Source organism: Pseudundibacterium arcticum (genome assembly GCF_042646465.1).
Taxonomy (GTDB): Bacteria; Pseudomonadota; Gammaproteobacteria; order Burkholderiales; family Burkholderiaceae_D; genus Undibacterium_A; species Undibacterium_A arcticum.
The window spans coordinates 242853-256786 of the sequence record NZ_JBHRTP010000024.1 but is presented as its reverse complement, the minus strand read 5'-3'; the positions used below and the strand labels follow the sequence as shown (position 1 = coordinate 256786).

Genomic DNA, 13934 nt, shown 5'->3' with positions numbered 1-13934 from the left:
TCAATTGCTACGTACAATGGTGGTATGCCTATTTCAACCCCACTATCCTTCATCGATTTGTCGCCCGATTGCGTGCTTGATGCGCTCGACAGCATCGGCGTGCGCGGCGATGGCCGCTTGCTGGCGCTCAACAGTTACGAAAACCGGGTCTACCAGGTCGGGCTGGAAGAGGGCCCGCCAGTCGTGGCAAAGTTCTATCGGCCGGCGCGCTGGAGCGATGCCGCCATTCTGGAAGAGCACGCGTTCGTGCACGCACTGGTGGAGCGCGAGATCCCGGTGGTGCCGGCGCTGGCGGTCGATGGCGACCGGACGCTGCATCAGTTCAATGGCTTTCGCTTCGCGGTGTTCGCCAAGCACGGCGGCCGGGCGCCGGAACTGGAAGACCGCGCGACGCTGGAATGGATCGGGCGCTTCATCGGACGCATACACGCGGTCGGCGCGTTGCAATCGTATCAACACCGGCCGACGCTCGATATCGCCAGCTTCGGCGAAGAGCCGCGCGATTTCCTGTTATCGCACGACTTCATCCCGCCGGCGCTGATGGCGACTTACCGCAGCGTGGTCGAGCAGGCGCTTGAAGGTGTGCGGCGCTGTTACCAGCGCGCCGGCGAAGTGGCGATGCTGCGCCTGCACGGTGACTGCCATGGCGGCAATGTGTTGTGGAACGAAGTCGACCCCAAGCGCGCCGGTGGCGGTCCGCACTTCGTCGATTTCGATGACAGCCGCATGGGGCCGGCGGTGCAGGATCTCTGGATGCTGCTGTCGGGCGAACGGGCCGACATGCAGCGCCAGCTGGGCGATGTGCTGGCCGGCTACGAGGATTTTTGCGATTTCGATCCGCGCCAATTGCACCTGGTCGAAGCCTTGCGCACGCTGCGCCTGATCCATTACGCGGCATGGCTGGCGCGGCGCTGGGACGACCCGGCGTTTCCGCTGGCTTTTCCGTGGTTTAACACGGAGCGCTACTGGCAGGACCGGATTCTCGAACTGCGCGAGCAGATCGCATTGATGGATGAGCCGCCGCTATGGACGGCCTGAATCGCGCAAGTGATCAGTATGTGCAACTTCACCTTAATTAAATTGCGCAAATAGATTGTGATGACGGGAGTATGTTGATATTTCGTGGTCTCGGATGAAGCAGAGTTCAGCTGGAACCTCAGCTGGAATCGATCGAACCATGGTAATAAATCAATCAGCGCGCAAAACTTTCTTCTATACTATTGTTTTTGGATTTCGCCAGGGGCCACCATGAAAACCGTCTCGCAGATTCTGCAGTCCAAACCTAACCAGCAGGTCTACCGCATCGCTCCCACGGCACCGGTACTGGAGGCGGTGAAGTTGATGGCCCAGCATGGCATTGGCGCCGTGCTGGTGATGGACGGCGAGCAGATCGTCGGCATCATGAGCGAACGTGACTACGCCCGCAAAGTCGTGCTGCTGGGTCGATCCTCCAGTGATACGCCGGTGCGCGACATCATGAGCGCCAATGTGATGTACGTGCGGCCGGATCAAACCAATGAAGACTGCATGGTCCTGATCACCGAGAACCGCCTGCGCCATCTGCCGGTACTCGATCAGGGCAAGCTGGTCGGCATGATCTCGATCGGCGATCTGGTCAAGGACATCATCTCCGAGCAGCAATTCGTGATCCAGCAGTTGCAGCACTACATCAGCGGCGAGCGCTGACAGCTGAGCGCATCAACAAGTACCGCCTTGGCGTTGAACTGCTTACGATTCCTGCGGCCGGCCGCAGTACCCTGAAACAAAGGTGTGCCGGTCGCCATTCGCCTCATAAGCGCTGAATGCTGATCGATACCCGATCGGTCGATGTATTGCTGACCTGATGCAGATCGCCGATGCTCGGCGACACCGCGCTCACGTCACCGGCGTTTAGCTTGACCGGCTCGCCATCGCGTCGCGGCAAACCGTCTGGCGCAATCACGTAGCGCTGCGATATTTCGCCCCGCGCAACATCCCGATCAATCCCCATACGGTTGTGGATCGGCGTGCACTGCGCCGGCCCCCAGACGAAACTGACCACCGAAAAACGCTGCCGCGGATCCAGATGCAGCAGGTATTGCCGGACTGCTGCAGGTCCGGCTGCGCGCACGATGCCGGCAACCAGTCGTCCCTGGCCACCAGCCGCCGCAGCAGTTCGCCGCCATCGTGAATGATCGCCGCTTCAGCGGGCGCGCTGCCCAGCAAGTCGCTGAAGGACGCGATAAAGCGCTGCAGAGGGGAGGCATGGTCTTGCGACAGGGCGCGCCTTGTCAAGCGTGCATGGTTGGAAAAATCCCCACTGCCCGGTATTTGGGCAATGCTAATTAAGTATTTAAAATCAATGACTTAACGTAATGTTCCGTGGTTGCGCACAAACTTGTCCACAGAAGGTGTGCGTAAGTTTCCACAGTACCGTCGAGTTGTCTTTTTCTCGAGGATAAGACCGGCAATAATATGTACTAAGTCAAATTCGATTCTATATAGAGTGTCAGATTAGGTAAAAACTCCTCGCAGCGAAGGGCGGTAATCGGCCATGAACGGTCATTCGATCCCATGCGTGGGCATCTGTCCTCATCCAGTCGATGCCGCATTTTCTGCCATTAGTAGCTCAAGTTCTCGACGATCGGAAATATTGATAGAATGCAAAATAACCTTGTTGTGTTGCTATTCACCGAAATTTAATGCTGTGTGAATGCCCAGCTACTGGTCCGCAAAGCTAGATTAGGAGCCATTCTTGGCTATTTCATGTTTCGGAGTTCGGGCGCAGCCGACGTAGATACAGCAAAGGTGCGCCCGATAACAAAGTTAGCACTCATACCATGGACATACCACCGCTTATTGAAATAGGATCCGATCCTGTCTGGCTCTTTGCCCTTTTTGGCGTGTTCCTGCTTTTCTTTCACGCCTGGCTTGTCTACTGGAAGCCAATTGGTGACATTGGGTGGAAGCGTGTTGATTACCTTTGGCTTAGTGTTGCTGTTATCGGCCTCGTGGGTCAATCTACTCAGGTAAGGCAGCACTGGTACGCATCTGCGTATGACATTTCGCACTACAGAGTAGAAGGTGCTTTGATGGCATTGAAACGGCGAGCCGATTTTTCCATTGGCCCCGCCATATGTCGGACCTTCGTTAGAACAGAATATTCACCGACGAATTTCGATCAAGTTCAGGCCGAGTACAACTATGCTTGTGCTGAGTTCACCAGACTCACCAAGGAAGTCCGATCTGTCGAAGGAAACCGCGACGTTGGTTTTCTCGATCTGTTGGACACCTCACTTACACGGAACAAACTCACGGATTCAATACTCATCGAAACTTTAGCCAATCTAGAAACGGCTCACCGTGGGTTTATCGATGCGTTGAAGGAGAGATCAAATTCAAAATACAAGACACAGACTACTGCGAACGAGTTTGTGCTGATCGTCCTTTCTCCGTTCCTTCTCATGTTTGCTCTTGCTCTCAGAATTGCAAAGGTCACTGGTGAAATTCGCCTCAAGCGCTAACCCTACATATATGGACTCCCCCAAAGTACAAGAAACCGCGCTATCCGGTTAATTTCACCTTAGCCCCCAAAGGAGCACTCGTCCCTATGCCACCAACCCATCCCTTCTATGTTGACTGGACGTTTTGGGCAGTTATCGTCGCCTTACTAGCAGTCCTCCTTTCGCAGCTTCCGCCCGTGCATATCTTGCTGCGGCCGAAGCGACTGGAAGTTGAAGTTCATAGCCGCCTGCAGGTAACTCACCAAGTCGGCAATCCGAACGTGGGACTCTATGTCAACATCGCAAACACTGGTGGCCGTGAGCTTCGTGTCCGCAGGGTTCAAGTCGACGTGTCGCGCGACGGAAAGTACCTCGGCGCATTGCCCGCCCAGAACTACTTCGAAACCCCTTCTTCCCAGTCATCGGTGCTGTTCGTGCCGTTCTCGCTCAAGCCCGGTGAGCATTGGGGGCACGCCGTGAACTTCTTGAGCTTCTTCGATCGTCAAACCGAAAAACTCTATCGACAGAACCAGTCGGCGTTGGACGCCGACATTCGCCGCAAACTAGATGCGCGACCGAAGGGCGATGAGCAAATTGTTGTTGCAGAGCAGTCGTTGGTGGCGCCATTCACCGCCCTGTTCGATCGGCTCTTCATCTGGGAACCTGGCGAGTACGTCTTCGCTCTTTCGGTTAATGCCGATCCTGGCTCTGCTTCATACACAAAGAAGTACAGGTTCACGCTATACGAATCCGACACACTTGCGTTGAGAAAGAACGCAGAGGACTACCAATACGGCGGGGGTATCTCCTACAACGTACCGCGTCACGTCGGTGTATTCGTTCCGTTGGCAGAGCATGTGGGATAACCCTTCCATCGAACGGACACACAACGGAGGGGCACGGCGCGCGCCGTCTGGCGCCGTGCCGCCGTTGTGTGCCGTTGATGTCAAACGTTATGCGTCACCATGAGCATGACTTGCCTCGTACAGTACGCAGCGGCTGCAAAGGACACTGTCATCATGTTGGCAGCGGTGGTCGGCGCATATGTTGCGTTGCGCGGTCTCTCAACTTGGAATCGACAGCTCAAAGGCGGAGTTGAGTACGACCTCACACGCCGAATCTTGAAATGTACTTTTCGTTTGCGTGAGGCAATCAAAGGAGTTCGAAATCCAGTGATTTGGGGCAACGAAATGCCGTCACCACGTGAGAACGACGCGCAACGATTGACAAAGGAACAATTGCGACACTACGGTACAGCCAATGCGTACCAGAAGCGATGGGACAAAGTTACAGACGTTCGGTCTGACCTGCAAACAGAACTGCTGGAAGCCGAAGTCATATGGGGCCGAATTATTCATGAGAAGTTCGATCCGCTGTTTAAGCTACAAAATGAACTTTTTTCGTCCGTTCATGCGTACGTGGCTGCGTGCAACCCCGATGAATCAGAGCAGGCGCGAGCCGCCTACCAAGAAATAATGCAGAAACGCAGGGACATTCTGTATGACTTATCGTCAGAAGTTCAGGATGAATTTTCTCAAGATATATCTCGCGCAATCGAAACAATTGAATTATTTCTACAGCCGCATCTTCGAAAGTGAGGCGTAGCCCCTCAATCCAGCGCGCTGCCTTCGGCAGCCGCTGATTCGAATGTTAGGCACAGTGGAAAGGAAGGCTACATTCAGTACTTCGGCGGAGACCTTTGTGCGAGCGCAGTTCCGCGAACGCTTCATACACGAGGTCACAAAGTATCCAGGCAGGTCAATGGCGCGTGTATGCCACGACATCGATGCGGTGTTTGAGAGCCGCTATCGCAACGGTATGTGTGGATACGAAGAGAGTGATGTGTGCTCTTTACGAAGAGAGTGATGTGTGCTCTTATTTACGGTCATGTGCAATTAGAGAATCCAAACTTGGGGCGAGGCGATGGAGGTCGTACAAGGAGACAGAGGTGGCATCCTCATCATCATCGACGGGTCGGGTAAGCGCTTCTTTGCTCAATCAGTAGGATTTCCGCCGCCCGACCAGTTTGCGTGCAACGAGTAACCCCTCCACCGAGCCGACAGACTCAAGCTATGCTTGAGTCTGTCGCTCATGTCGAACGTTGGGCGTCCGCTTTCGATAAATCTGTACTTCCGCTTTGGGTAAGATCATTCTCAGCCATTCAAATCAGACATGAATTGTCAGGCTAGGTCTGAGTTAATACAAATAATAAAAAATATTTTTAAGCCAATGATAAAAGATGCTCCGCACGCGCACAAAAATTGCACGGAGAATTTTCAGACATAAAAAAAGACCCAGATTAGAATCTGGGTCTTTTTTTATTGTACTGCTGGTATTCGTGGTAGGCCGTGCGGGATTCGAACCTGCGACCAACGGATTAAAAGTCCGCTGCTCTACCAGCTGAGCTAACGACCCGAAAGAACAAGATTATAGGCAACTCCGTGCCGGCTGTCAAACGTAAAACTGTTTTTGGGCAAACATTTGCTTACTGCACCAATCCATCACCGCGTGTGACGACAACCAAACGACAACCGCACGCGAATGGCATCATCGGGCGGTGGAGAGCCTTTCCTTCGCGGTCTGCGCCGCCGGCGTGTCGGGGTATTTCGCGACTAGCGATTCCAGCGTTCTCTTTGCCGCTGACTTGTCTTTCAGTTCGGTATAAGAGCTGGCGATGTTCAGCAATGCGTCCGACGCTTTGGGACTGTCAGGGTAATTCTTGACCACTGCCTGCTGCGCGTTGATGGCATTCTTGTAATCACGCTGCGCATAGTAGGAATTGCCGAGCCAGTATTGCGCCGAAGCCGCATAGCCTGACTGCGGATAGCGGCGCAGGAAGTCGTAAAACGCGGCGCCCGCACCCTTGTAGTCGCCTGCCTTGAAGGTGGCTAACGCCGTGTCATAGGATTTTTGTTCCGACGGTTCGATGTTGGCTTCCTTGCCGTCGACGTTCATTTTCTGCGGTTCCAGCTTGCGCAGTCGGCCGTCGAGATCGACGTAGAAGTCTTTTTGGCGGCGCTGCTCGTTAGCCAGTTCATTGGCCAGCACTTCGAGCTGACCGCGCAGCTTGGCGACTTCCTGTCGCAGTTGCTCATTCTGGTTCGCCAGTTCGAGCGTACTGCTGGCGTTGGCCTTGCTATCGAGGCGGGTATTCACTTCGCGCTGCAAGGTGTCCATGCGGGTGCGCACGTCGAGGATCGCGCGGCGCGCTTCATTGTCATCGAACAGGGCGGCACTGGCCGTCAGCGGCGCAAAAGAAACTGCGGCCAACACGGCCGCAGCGACAGTTGATTTTGAAAAAATCATCATACTTGTCTTTGGTTGATTGAATGCTGATTGTTAAATGCTTACTGATAAGCGATGTCGGAACGGCGGTTTTCGGCAAAGGCTGCCTCATCGCTGCCCAGTGCTTTTGGCTTTTCCTTGCCGAACGAGACAGCTTCGATTTGCGCTTCCGACACGCCCAGCAGTGCCATCGATTTACGCACCGCTTCTGCGCGTTTCTGGCCTAGTGCCAGATTGTATTCACGGCCGCCGCGCTCGTCGGTATTGCCCTGGACAACGACCTTGCGATCCTTGTGTGCAACCAGGTATTTGGCATGTGCTTCGACCACGCCCTTGAATTCATCCTTGACGATGTAGCTGTCGTAGTCGAAGTAGACGCTGCGCTTGGCGAGCACGCCTTGCGGATCGTTCAGCGGATCGGTCGAGCCGGTGTCGACGGTGGAGACCGTGCGGGTGTCCGGCGTCGTGGTGGTGGCAGGGGCGCGATCTTCCACTTTGACATTGTCATTGAGTTTGACCGGCGAGCTGCATGCTGCCAGCAATACTGCGCTGGATACGATCATGGCGAGTGTTTGAAGTTTACGCATCTAATTTCCTTTGTTTGTTGTTGAATAAAAATCTGAATCACTGAACTGGAATACTGTGATCGGCGACGCGCTGTCACTGGCTAGTCACTGGCTATTTACCGAATTATTTCATGAACGGACCCCAGGTCGGTTCACGGATATCGCCGGCCTGGGTGGTCAGGCGGTATTTGACGCGACCATCGATCGAGACCACGGCGAGCGCGCCGCGGCGTCCGGATTCGGTAGCATACATGATGTATTTCCCATTGGCAGAAAAGCTCGGCGATTCATCCTTGGCGGTGTCGGAAAGCCGTTGTTCCTGGCCGCTCGCCAGATCGAGTACAAACAGCTGGAAACGGCCTTCGCGGCGCGAGATGAAGGCCAGCGATTTGCCGTCCGGCGCCACGCGCGGGCTGATGTTGTAGCTGCCGTTGAAGGTGACGCGCTGGGCATCGCCGCCGTTCGCGCTCATCTTGTAGATCTGCGGGCCGCCGCTGCGGTCGCTGGTGAAGTAGATCGACTGGCCATCGGCGGAGAATTGCGGTTCGGTATCGATGCCGGCAGTATGGGTCAGGCGGCGCAGGCCGCTGCCGTCGGCATTGATCACATACGACTGGGTCAGGCCGTCGCGCGACAACGCCACCGCGAGCTTGCTGCCGTCCGGCGACCATGACGGCGCCGAATTGCTACCCTTGTAATTGGCGACCACAATGCGCTGCCGGGTGACCAGGTCCTGCACGTAGACCACGGGTTTTTTTGCCTCAAACGACACATAGGCGACCTTGGTGCCATCGGGCGACCAGGCAGGGGAGATGATCGGCTCGTTCGAGCGCAGGGCGACCTGCGTGCCTTCGCCATCGGCATCGGCGACTTCCAGCCGGTATTCCTTGCCCGCTTTGGTGACGTAGGCAATGCGCGTCGAGAAGGCGCCGCGGTTGCCGACCAGTTTTTCATAAATGTCGTCGGCAATCCGGTGTGCGGTGACGCGCGTCGACTGCGGTTGAGCAGCCAGCGCCAGGGCTGATAGTTGCGCGGTTTTTACCGTATCGAGCAGTTTGTAACGGACGTCGAAACGGCCGTCTGCCAGCTTCTGCACGCTGCCGACCACCAGCGCGTCGGCGCCGCGCGCCTTCCATTCACCGTAATTGATCGCGGTCGTCTCCGACATCACATTGCCGGTGTCGATGATCTTGAAATAGCCGCTCCGCGCCAGGTCGGCCTTGATGATGGCGGTAACTTGCTGCGGCGCGATCGCTTCGTCGGCAAAACCGGCGATCGCAATCGGGATCTGGTTGGCGCCGACGCCGGAAGTCTCGATCCGGATCTGGGCTTGCGCCAATGCGGCAGTCGTCAATCCGATCAGCGCCAGGCCGCGCAGGAAATGTTTGTTGGTCATGACTATTGATCTTTCAGCTGATGGACCCCGTGGAAACCGCGCGGTACGGAACCCGATTTATCCTTGGGATATGGTTGCGATTTTTCAATGGCGCGCCGCACCGCCTCGTCGAAACCGGGTATGCCGGACGGTTTGGTCTTGCGGATGCCGCCGACCGAGCCGTCGGGCAGCAAGTCCACCTCATACTCTACGGCGGGATTGCCGGTCAAGTCTTCGGCGGCGTTGAAGTTGATATTGGACTTGATCTTGGCACTCACCCGCTGCGCATAACTGGGGTCGCCACGCGGCCCCTGCGATTGCGCGGCGGTACCGGTGCTGGTGGCGGCGCCGGTGCCGCCAGCTTGCGCCAGGATGCGATTCATATCTTCATCGTGCCGTTTCTTGTCGGCAGCCGCCTCCGCTGCAGCCCGCTTTTTCTTGGCATCTTCATCCGCTTTCTTGGCGGCTTCGAGCTTTTTCTTGTCCTGCGCTTCTTGAGCCACCTTCTGATCTGCCTGCTGCTTCGCTTCGGCCTTGATCTTGTCCTTGCGATCCTGTTCGGCTTGCAATTCGCGTTGTTTTTGCTGCTCAGCCTGTTGCTGTTCGCGCTCGCGTTCCTTGCGTTGCTGCTCCTTGCGCTTTTTCTCCTGTTCCAGCGCGATGTCCGGCTTCGGCACTGGCGGCTCGACGACTTGCGGCTTCGGGATTTCCTTGACCACCGGCGGTGGCTCCACTACCGGCGCTGGTTTGGTCACTATTTCGGGTTCCGGTTGCGGGCGTGGCGCTGCTTCGCGGACGTCCGGGCTCCAGACTTCAGCCTCGATCGCGACCGGGGTCTCGTTTTGCCAGCGAATGCCGATCCACAGAAACGCGAACAGCGCCGCGTGCATTGCCGCGGCCAGTGCCAGCGCGCGCCAGCGGCCCGGTTCTTCCGGTACAAAATAAGGATACGGGACAGTCTTCATTGCGCAATTGCTCGGTCAGCGGCGATCACTTGGTGGCTAGCCCGACGCGATTGATACCCAATTTTTTGGCCTCCGAGATGACCTGGATCACCTCATCGTATTTGATGTCGCGATCGGCCGAGATCATCACCGGTAGCTCGTCATCGGCCTCGTGCAGCGCGCGCAGTTTTTGCATCAGCAGTGCACGGCCGGCGGCGCTTTCTGGTTTGCCAGAGCGGCCTTTTTTCCCCGTAATGCCGATGGTGGCGGTGGTATTGGGTTTTAGCGTGATCTCGATATATTCGGTCGGCGGCAGTGCCGTCTTGGCGGCGGTCGGCAGGTTGATCACGCCCGGATTGGTGATCGGCGCCGCCACCATGAAGATGATCAGCAGCACCAGCATCACGTCGATATAGGGCACGACGTTGATTTCGGACTTGAACTTGCGGGTTCGTCCGCTGCGCATCGAACCTGAATTGAAGGAGCCCATCGCTGTACCTTACCGCGCCTGCCGATGCAGGATGTTGGAGAATTCTTCGACGAAGCTTTCGAAGCGGATCGACAGCCGGTCGATATCGTGCGTAAAACGATTGTAGGCGACCACCGCAGGGATCGCGGCGAACAGACCGATCGCGGTTGCCACCAGCGCTTCGGCGATGCCTGGTGCCACTGCGGCCAGCGTCGCCTGCTGCACATTGGACAGGCCGCGGAAGGCATTCATGATGCCCCAGACGGTGCCAAACAGGCCGACATACGGCGACACCGAGCCGACCGACGCCAGAAATGCCAGATGCGCGTCGAGTCGATCCATCTCGCGCTGGTAGGCGGCCCGCATCGCTCGCCGCGCGCCGTCCAGCATCGCGCCTTGGTCGGCCGCATCCTTGTTGGGGTACGTCGCCTTGACCTTGATGAATTCAGCCATGCCCGATTCGAAAATACGTTCCAGCGCGCCGTTCTTATGGCGGTTGCTGGTGGCGTTCTGATACAGCGCATGCAGATTGCCGCCGGACCAAAAGGTACGCTCGAATTCTTCAGTCTGGATGCGCGCCGACTTGATCGTGAACATCTTGCGGAAGATGTAGGTCCAGCTGGTGAGCGACACGCCGAGCAGCAGGGCCAGGATCAGTTGCACGATCACCGATGCATTGGTGATGAGGGATAGGAAGGAAAGGTCTTGGGTGACGGTCATCGGTCTGTGGTGTGGTGGCTGCGGGTCTATTGTAAGCGGTCAATTGTAACCGCGGGATCCGGGTGGCTGGTGATGCCAGGTGTTGGGCATCGTCGGAAAGGCACGCTGCAGGCCGCTGCAGACGACATTGGGTGCTTCGGTAGCATAACTATGTTTTTCTGAGCACGTATCAATTCTCAATTTTTGTTACAACTTCAGCCGGAATCGGGCTGGGGCGAAAGCTGTTGACATCGACGCAACCGACCTTGATGCGGCCCGAACTGAGCAGTTGTTCGCCGCGCCACGCCTGCTGCATGAACTGGACCGAGGCGCGGCCTAGCTTTTCGACCACCACGGTGACGGTGAGCAAATCGTCGAGCCGGGCCGGCGCATGGTAGTCCACCGCGGTACTTTTGACGATGAACATCACGCCGTGGGTTTCGGATAAGGCTTGCTGTCCGACGCCGGCAGCGCGCAGCCACTCGGTGCGGGCGCGCTCGAAGAATTTGAGGTAATTGGCGTAAAACACCACACCGCCGGTGTCGGTATCTTCGTAATAGACGCGGATATTCCAGGTGAAGTCAGGGGACATTGCAGTGGGTTAAATTGAGCGGGTGGGTGGTGCGGTGAACATCGGCGTCCGCGCATGGAAGGGTATTCTTTATGTTGTCAATGAAGGCGATCATCGGTTGCCCCCTTGCAATGCGAGCCGAAATTGTAGCCCAAAGCGCCAGCCTGCTTCCGATGCCAGTAATGCACGGGAGAAACAGGCATCATCTGCCGCGCTGCATATGCAAAATTTTAGGGAGTATATGGCCAAAGTGCATCATTACAGCACGGATTCATTGCGCTTTAAAAAATACAAGGAGTAGTATATTTATGAATCGCGAACGGACCTGCAACGTCAAAAAGAGGTCGAATGGCAGTGCGGCAGCACAGTCTTGCCCAAATCCGGCCATTCCCTTACAATCTGCGCTCTATTTCGTCTCACGTGACTGGCGAAAAAGTCGGGGTCGGTGATCAGCACCAACCAGCATCCCGGCGACAAGATGGAGATCCATCGGGGAACGTGAGATTTCTTCAGCCGTTCGCCTGGGCAGCCACAAATGGAAGCGCACGACTGAGGCTGCCTGTCTTCTCTTATTTGGCCCTCATTCGATTCTGGCAAACGCTTGCTCACCTAGCTGTCATGCAGTGCAACGCATTTGTCTCGCATTTGTCTCATTATCGTTTGGAGTTATTCATGTTCGCAAAAAACCATACCCTCGCCAATGTCGACCCCGATTTGTGGGCCGTGATCCAACAGGAAAACGTTCGCCAGCAAGAGCATATCGAGCTGATCGCGTCCGAGAACTACACCTCGCCGGCCGTGATGGAAGCGCAAGGCTCGCAACTGACTAACAAATACGCGGAAGGCTATCCCGGCAAGCGCTACTACGGCGGCTGCGAATACGTCGACGTCGTCGAGCAACTGGCGATCGACCGCCTCAAGCAATTGTTCGGCGCCGAAGCCGCCAACGTGCAGCCGAACTCCGGCTCGCAAGCGAACCAGGGCGTGTTCTTCGCGATGCTCAAACCGGGCGACAGCATCATGGGCATGTCGCTGGCCGAAGGCGGCCACCTGACCCACGGCATGCCGCTCAATATGTCCGGCAAATGGTTCAACGTGGTTTCCTATGGCCTGAACGACAAGGAAGAGATCGACTACGACGCGATGGAACGGCTGGCGCGCGAGAAGAAGCCGAAGCTGATCATCGCCGGCGCCTCCGCCTACGCGCTGCGCATCGACTTCGAACGTTTCGCCAAAGTGGCGAAAGAGATTGGAGCCTACTTCATGGTCGACATGGCGCACTACGCCGGTCTGATCGCCGCTGGCGTCTATCCGAACCCGGTGCCGCACGCCGACTTCGTCACCTCGACCACGCACAAATCGTTGCGCGGCCCGCGTGGCGGCATCATCCTGATGAAGGCCGAGCATGAAAAAGCCATCAACTCGGCGATTTTCCCCGGCATCCAAGGCGGCCCGCTGATGCACGTGATCGCCGGCAAGGCAGTCGCGTTCAAGGAAGCCTTGACCCCGGAATTCAAGGAATACCAGCAGCAAGTCGTGAAAAACGCCGACGCGCTGGCCAAGGCACTGATCGCGCGCGGTCTCCGCATCATCTCCGGCCGCACCGAATCGCACGTGATGCTGGTCGACCTGCGTGCCAAGAACATCACCGGCAAGGCGGCCGAAGCGATCCTCGGCTCGGCCCACATCACCTGCAACAAGAACTCGATCCCGAACGATCCTGAAAAGCCATTCGTCACCAGTGGCATCCGTCTCGGCAGCCCGGCCATGACCACCCGCGGCTTCAAGGAAGCGGAAGCGACCAAGGTCGGCAACCTGATCGCTGACGTGCTCGACAACCCGCACGACGAGGCCACCATCGAGCGCGTGAAGGCCGAAGTCAAGAAAATGACCGACGCGTTCCCGGTCTATGCCTGAATCGGTAGGTAAGTAGTTCGGTCTGAAGTACAGCCCAGCCAAGGGCCGGCGCCTTGCCAGGCGCCGGCCCTTGGCTGACCACCTTGCAAGCACCACTACGCATTACCCATCGCGATGAAATGTCCGTTCTGCCAGCACGAAGACACCCAGGTTCTCGACACCCGCGTCTCGGAAGAGGGCGACAGCATCCGTCGCCGTCGCCGCTGCGTCAGCTGCGACAAGCGCTTTACCACCTTTGAGCGGATCGAACTGGCGATGCCCGTCATCGTCAAGAAAAACGGCAGCCGCACCGAGTTCGATCAAACCAAACTGCGCGCCAGCCTGATGCTGGCACTGCGCAAGCGCCCGGTATCAGCCGCTGCGCTCGACACCGCCATCCACCACATCGAAGACAAGCTGCGCTCCAGCGGCGAACGCGAAGTCAATTCCGGCGTCATCGGCGAACTGGTGATGCGCGAGCTGAAACGACTCGACAAGATCGCCTATATCCGCTTTGCCTCTGTATACAAGAGCTTTGAGGATGTGGCCGAGTTCCAGGACGCGATTGAAGAGGTTGACCAGGAGCGCAAGCCTCCCACCCAGTAGCCAGGGCCGGTTCGAGCCCGGCTTACATCCTCAGTTACTCC

General features: G+C 56.9%; 15 protein-coding genes, 1 tRNA gene, 1 pseudogene and 1 riboswitch. Of the genes and pseudogenes, 8 read left to right on the top strand and 9 right to left on the bottom strand.

Annotated elements, in window-relative coordinates; translation table 11 throughout:
• Positions 1-24: 24 nt before the first annotated feature.
• Both ACFOFO_RS09745 and ACFOFO_RS09740 read left to right on the top strand, forming a co-directional pair.
• Positions 25-1038, top strand: a complete 1014-nt coding sequence (locus tag ACFOFO_RS09745) for a serine/threonine protein kinase (protein ID WP_390326069.1) — start codon at positions 25-27, stop codon at positions 1036-1038.
• 210 nt (positions 1039-1248) lie between these two features.
• Positions 1249-1686 (top strand): CBS domain-containing protein, encoded by a 438-nt coding sequence (locus ACFOFO_RS09740; RefSeq protein WP_390331450.1) that lies wholly within the window; start codon positions 1249-1251, stop codon positions 1684-1686.
• Between the two features lie 115 nt (positions 1687-1801).
• Here the strand turns inward: ACFOFO_RS09740 and ACFOFO_RS09735 are convergent.
• Positions 1802-2259, bottom strand: a pseudogene (locus tag ACFOFO_RS09735) (cysteine dioxygenase family protein); the annotation flags it as partial.
• Positions 2260-2819: 560 nt separating this feature from the next.
• Between ACFOFO_RS09735 and ACFOFO_RS09730 the strand changes: the two are divergent.
• From ACFOFO_RS09730 to ACFOFO_RS09720, 3 genes are all read left to right on the top strand, one after another.
• On the top strand, positions 2820-3503 hold the full coding sequence (locus ACFOFO_RS09730) for a hypothetical protein (protein ID WP_390331449.1): 684 nt from the start codon (positions 2820-2822) through the stop codon (positions 3501-3503).
• Between the two features lie 86 nt (positions 3504-3589).
• The gene (locus tag ACFOFO_RS09725) at positions 3590-4348 is read left to right on the top strand and encodes a hypothetical protein (RefSeq protein WP_390331448.1); all 759 of its coding nucleotides are present in this window, start codon (positions 3590-3592) and stop codon (positions 4346-4348) included.
• A gap of 153 nt (positions 4349-4501) precedes the next feature.
• Positions 4502-5080, top strand: a complete 579-nt coding sequence (locus ACFOFO_RS09720) for a hypothetical protein (RefSeq protein WP_390326060.1) — start codon at positions 4502-4504, stop codon at positions 5078-5080.
• 741 nt (positions 5081-5821) lie between these two features.
• On the opposite strand, the gene ACFOFO_RS09715 is transcribed toward ACFOFO_RS09720, so the two are convergent.
• The 8 genes from ACFOFO_RS09715 to ybgC form a co-directional block, all read right to left on the bottom strand.
• A tRNA-Lys gene (locus tag ACFOFO_RS09715) sits at positions 5822-5897 on the bottom strand.
• Between the two features lie 132 nt (positions 5898-6029).
• Positions 6030-6791: a tol-pal system protein YbgF gene (gene ybgF, locus ACFOFO_RS09710; RefSeq protein ID WP_390326058.1), complete on the bottom strand. Its 762-nt coding sequence runs from the start codon at positions 6789-6791 to the stop codon at positions 6030-6032.
• A gap of 38 nt (positions 6792-6829) precedes the next feature.
• Entirely contained in the window at positions 6830-7354 is a 525-nt protein-coding gene (pal, locus tag ACFOFO_RS09705; RefSeq protein ID WP_390326056.1) for a peptidoglycan-associated lipoprotein Pal, read from the bottom strand.
• 103 nt (positions 7355-7457) lie between these two features.
• Positions 7458-8729: a Tol-Pal system beta propeller repeat protein TolB gene (tolB, locus tag ACFOFO_RS09700; RefSeq protein ID WP_390331447.1), complete on the bottom strand. Its 1272-nt coding sequence runs from the start codon at positions 8727-8729 to the stop codon at positions 7458-7460.
• A 2-nt stretch (positions 8730-8731) separates the two neighbouring features.
• Complete coding sequence (tolA, locus tag ACFOFO_RS09695) at positions 8732-9673, bottom strand: cell envelope integrity protein TolA (protein WP_390326055.1); 942 nt, start codon at positions 9671-9673, stop codon at positions 8732-8734.
• Between the two features lie 25 nt (positions 9674-9698).
• On the bottom strand, positions 9699-10142 hold the full coding sequence (locus ACFOFO_RS09690; RefSeq protein WP_390331446.1) for an ExbD/TolR family protein: 444 nt from the start codon (positions 10140-10142) through the stop codon (positions 9699-9701).
• A 9-nt stretch (positions 10143-10151) separates the two neighbouring features.
• Positions 10152-10841, bottom strand: coding sequence for a protein TolQ (gene tolQ / locus ACFOFO_RS09685; RefSeq protein ID WP_390326052.1), 690 nt, complete (start codon positions 10839-10841; stop codon positions 10152-10154).
• 169 nt (positions 10842-11010) lie between these two features.
• On the bottom strand, positions 11011-11412 hold the full coding sequence (ybgC, locus tag ACFOFO_RS09680; protein WP_390331445.1) for a tol-pal system-associated acyl-CoA thioesterase: 402 nt from the start codon (positions 11410-11412) through the stop codon (positions 11011-11013).
• A gap of 34 nt (positions 11413-11446) precedes the next feature.
• On the opposite strand from ybgC, the gene ACFOFO_RS09675 reads away from it, so the two are divergent.
• The 3 genes from ACFOFO_RS09675 to nrdR all read left to right on the top strand — a co-directional run bounded on the left by ACFOFO_RS09675 (position 11447) and on the right by nrdR (position 13893).
• A complete protein-coding gene (locus ACFOFO_RS09675; protein ID WP_390326051.1) occupies positions 11447-11692 on the top strand; it encodes a hypothetical protein in 246 nt (81 codons plus the stop codon).
• A 109-nt stretch (positions 11693-11801) separates the two neighbouring features.
• Positions 11802-11925: riboswitch (ZMP/ZTP riboswitch) on the top strand.
• Between the two features lie 138 nt (positions 11926-12063).
• A complete protein-coding gene (glyA, locus tag ACFOFO_RS09670; protein WP_390326050.1) occupies positions 12064-13308 on the top strand; it encodes a serine hydroxymethyltransferase in 1245 nt (414 codons plus the stop codon).
• Positions 13309-13422: 114 nt separating this feature from the next.
• On the top strand, positions 13423-13893 hold the full coding sequence (gene nrdR, locus ACFOFO_RS09665) for a transcriptional regulator NrdR (protein WP_390331444.1): 471 nt from the start codon (positions 13423-13425) through the stop codon (positions 13891-13893).
• Positions 13894-13934 lie beyond the last annotated feature (41 nt).

What these genes read in the sequence shown, in the direction of transcription:
- glyA (WP_390326050.1), top strand. Translation starts at nt 12,064, where the DNA reads ATGTTCGCAAAAAACCATACCCTCGCCAATGTCGACCCCGATTTGTGG.
- nrdR (WP_390331444.1), top strand. Translation starts at nt 13,423, where the DNA reads ATGAAATGTCCGTTCTGCCAGCACGAAGACACCCAGGTTCTCGACACC.
- ACFOFO_RS09690 (WP_390331446.1), bottom strand. Translation starts at nt 10,142, where the DNA reads ATGGGCTCCTTCAATTCAGGTTCGATGCGCAGCGGACGAACCCGCAAG.
- tolA (WP_390326055.1), bottom strand. Translation starts at nt 9,673, where the DNA reads ATGAAGACTGTCCCGTATCCTTATTTTGTACCGGAAGAACCGGGCCGC.
- ybgC (WP_390331445.1), bottom strand. Translation starts at nt 11,412, where the DNA reads ATGTCCCCTGACTTCACCTGGAATATCCGCGTCTATTACGAAGATACC.
- pal (WP_390326056.1), bottom strand. Translation starts at nt 7,354, where the DNA reads ATGCGTAAACTTCAAACACTCGCCATGATCGTATCCAGCGCAGTATTG.
- tolB (WP_390331447.1), bottom strand. Translation starts at nt 8,729, where the DNA reads ATGACCAACAAACATTTCCTGCGCGGCCTGGCGCTGATCGGATTGACG.
- tolQ (WP_390326052.1), bottom strand. Translation starts at nt 10,841, where the DNA reads ATGACCGTCACCCAAGACCTTTCCTTCCTATCCCTCATCACCAATGCA.
- ACFOFO_RS09725 (WP_390331448.1), top strand. Translation starts at nt 3,590, where the DNA reads ATGCCACCAACCCATCCCTTCTATGTTGACTGGACGTTTTGGGCAGTT.
- ACFOFO_RS09740 (WP_390331450.1), top strand. Translation starts at nt 1,249, where the DNA reads ATGAAAACCGTCTCGCAGATTCTGCAGTCCAAACCTAACCAGCAGGTC.
- ACFOFO_RS09730 (WP_390331449.1), top strand. Translation starts at nt 2,820, where the DNA reads ATGGACATACCACCGCTTATTGAAATAGGATCCGATCCTGTCTGGCTC.
- ACFOFO_RS09745 (WP_390326069.1), top strand. Translation starts at nt 25, where the DNA reads ATGCCTATTTCAACCCCACTATCCTTCATCGATTTGTCGCCCGATTGC.
- ACFOFO_RS09720 (WP_390326060.1), top strand. Translation starts at nt 4,502, where the DNA reads ATGTTGGCAGCGGTGGTCGGCGCATATGTTGCGTTGCGCGGTCTCTCA.
- ybgF (WP_390326058.1), bottom strand. Translation starts at nt 6,791, where the DNA reads ATGATGATTTTTTCAAAATCAACTGTCGCTGCGGCCGTGTTGGCCGCA.